Annotated in this window: 1 protein-coding gene; it reads right to left on the bottom strand. The window is 61.3% G+C overall.

From position 1 onward, the window contains the following. Positions 1 to 9: 9 nt before the first annotated feature. Positions 10 to 1,419: an IS4 family transposase gene (locus VQ042_RS25505; RefSeq protein WP_331823037.1), complete on the bottom strand. Its 1,410-nt coding sequence runs from the start codon at positions 1,417 to 1,419 to the stop codon at positions 10 to 12. Positions 1,420 to 1,567 lie beyond the last annotated feature (148 nt).

Below are 1,567 nucleotides of genomic sequence, written 5' to 3'. Positions count from 1 at the left end.
GGCTTGCGATTACCCATAAGTTCGGCCTTGGTGGATTTCGGCTCCGATCTGGATGTCGATGAGCCGTCGCCATCCCCGCCACATGACGGTGTTTCCGGGAGGCGGATCAGAGTTCCTGGCCAGATAGCCGCCAAGACGAGCGAGCTTCGTCATGTAGAGTTGGAGCGTATTCGGCTTTGCGCCTCGGTTGCCGGTATCGGGAATGAGGCGGTCGAGGATGGCGGTTTCTGATGGCGTCAGGGCCGCGGACGGATGAGCATCGGGCTCGGCGCGGGCGATCATGGTCATCCACAGCACCCGCCAACTGACGATGCTGAAAAGTGCCAGAAGGTTGGCGAGACGGTCGGCGGTACGCAACTTGGCGTTCTCTGCACAGCATCCTGATTTGAGGACCTTGTGGAAGACCTCGATCTTCCAGCGCATGGCGTACCAACGGAGCTTCTCGACAGCCTCTTCAAGGGAATTCACGTTGATGTCTGTCACGAGCTTCCAGAGAATCGGCTTACGGCCGTTCGGCGTTCCGATCTCCGCCGCGTGGATCACCGTCAGGTCAAGGCATGGATACCGTTTCTGCTTGCCGATCGGCGGACAGACTCGGATCCGCTTGTAGCGGATGTCGAACGTGATGCGCTCGACCGTGTCGCCATCGGTGCGCACATCGATCGCGTGCTCGCCCGCGCTTGGGGCATTGAGCATCTCCGCCGCCACCGTGTGATCACCGTCGCCGGCAAGCCGATCAACGACGGTGCGCACAACGAAATGGGTGTCGAGCTCACGGGCGAGGCAGTAGAGTTCGTAGATGTCGCTTTCCCTGTCTCCGACATGAATGCATCGCTCCGGCTGGCCGAGCAGGGCCAGTGACTGGCGCAGATTGTCGAGCCAGCGGATGCTTTCCTTCGCCTCGATCGGCACACGCGTCGGATTGATCTTGCGCTTGAGCTGGGCGGTACCCTTGAATTTCTCGCGGTTCCAGAACTTGACCGCCGCAAGGCCGAGCGGCAGCCCCTCCACGGTGACGGCCAGGCTGGAATGCATGAGGATCCCGCAGACCGCGTGATGACGCAGGCGGCCCTTCTTGTCGCGCCCGCTGTTGACGCTTTTGGTGAAGCCGACGGCATGCGGATCGCGGCGCTGGTAGGTGAACTCGGTGGTGTCCTGAAGGACGAGAACCGGGCCTTCGCACGCGGTATAGCGCGTCTTCGTCGCCTCGAAGTGGCCGCTGAGGATCTGTCCTTCCTCGACGTTCGGATTGGCAAAGAACCGGTAGGCCGCCTTGGTGTTCGCCCAGTCTTGGCAGGCCAGCGGGATCGTCGCACCTATCCGGTCGCCGAAACGGCGAAGCAGATCGGCAAACCGGCGGCCGAGACGCACGTCGCTGAACGCTGTGGCATCCGCTTCGCCTTCCGACCAATGCCCCATGCTGGCAGATCGCCGCTCATTCCTTCCCTTCATCGAGCACCTCCGAATCAACAGGTGCTCACACAGGAATCACAAGCGATTCCTCCCATTCAAGAACTTTGGCCCGGAGCCAGATCAGCAGTCACGCCGATTTATGGGTAATCGCAAG

It is taken from the genome of Aurantimonas sp. A2-1-M11, from assembly GCF_036549475.1.
Taxonomy (GTDB): domain Bacteria; phylum Pseudomonadota; class Alphaproteobacteria; order Rhizobiales; family Rhizobiaceae; genus Aurantimonas.
Note: the sequence above shows the minus strand (reverse complement) of the source record. Positions and strands in the feature narration are given on the sequence as shown.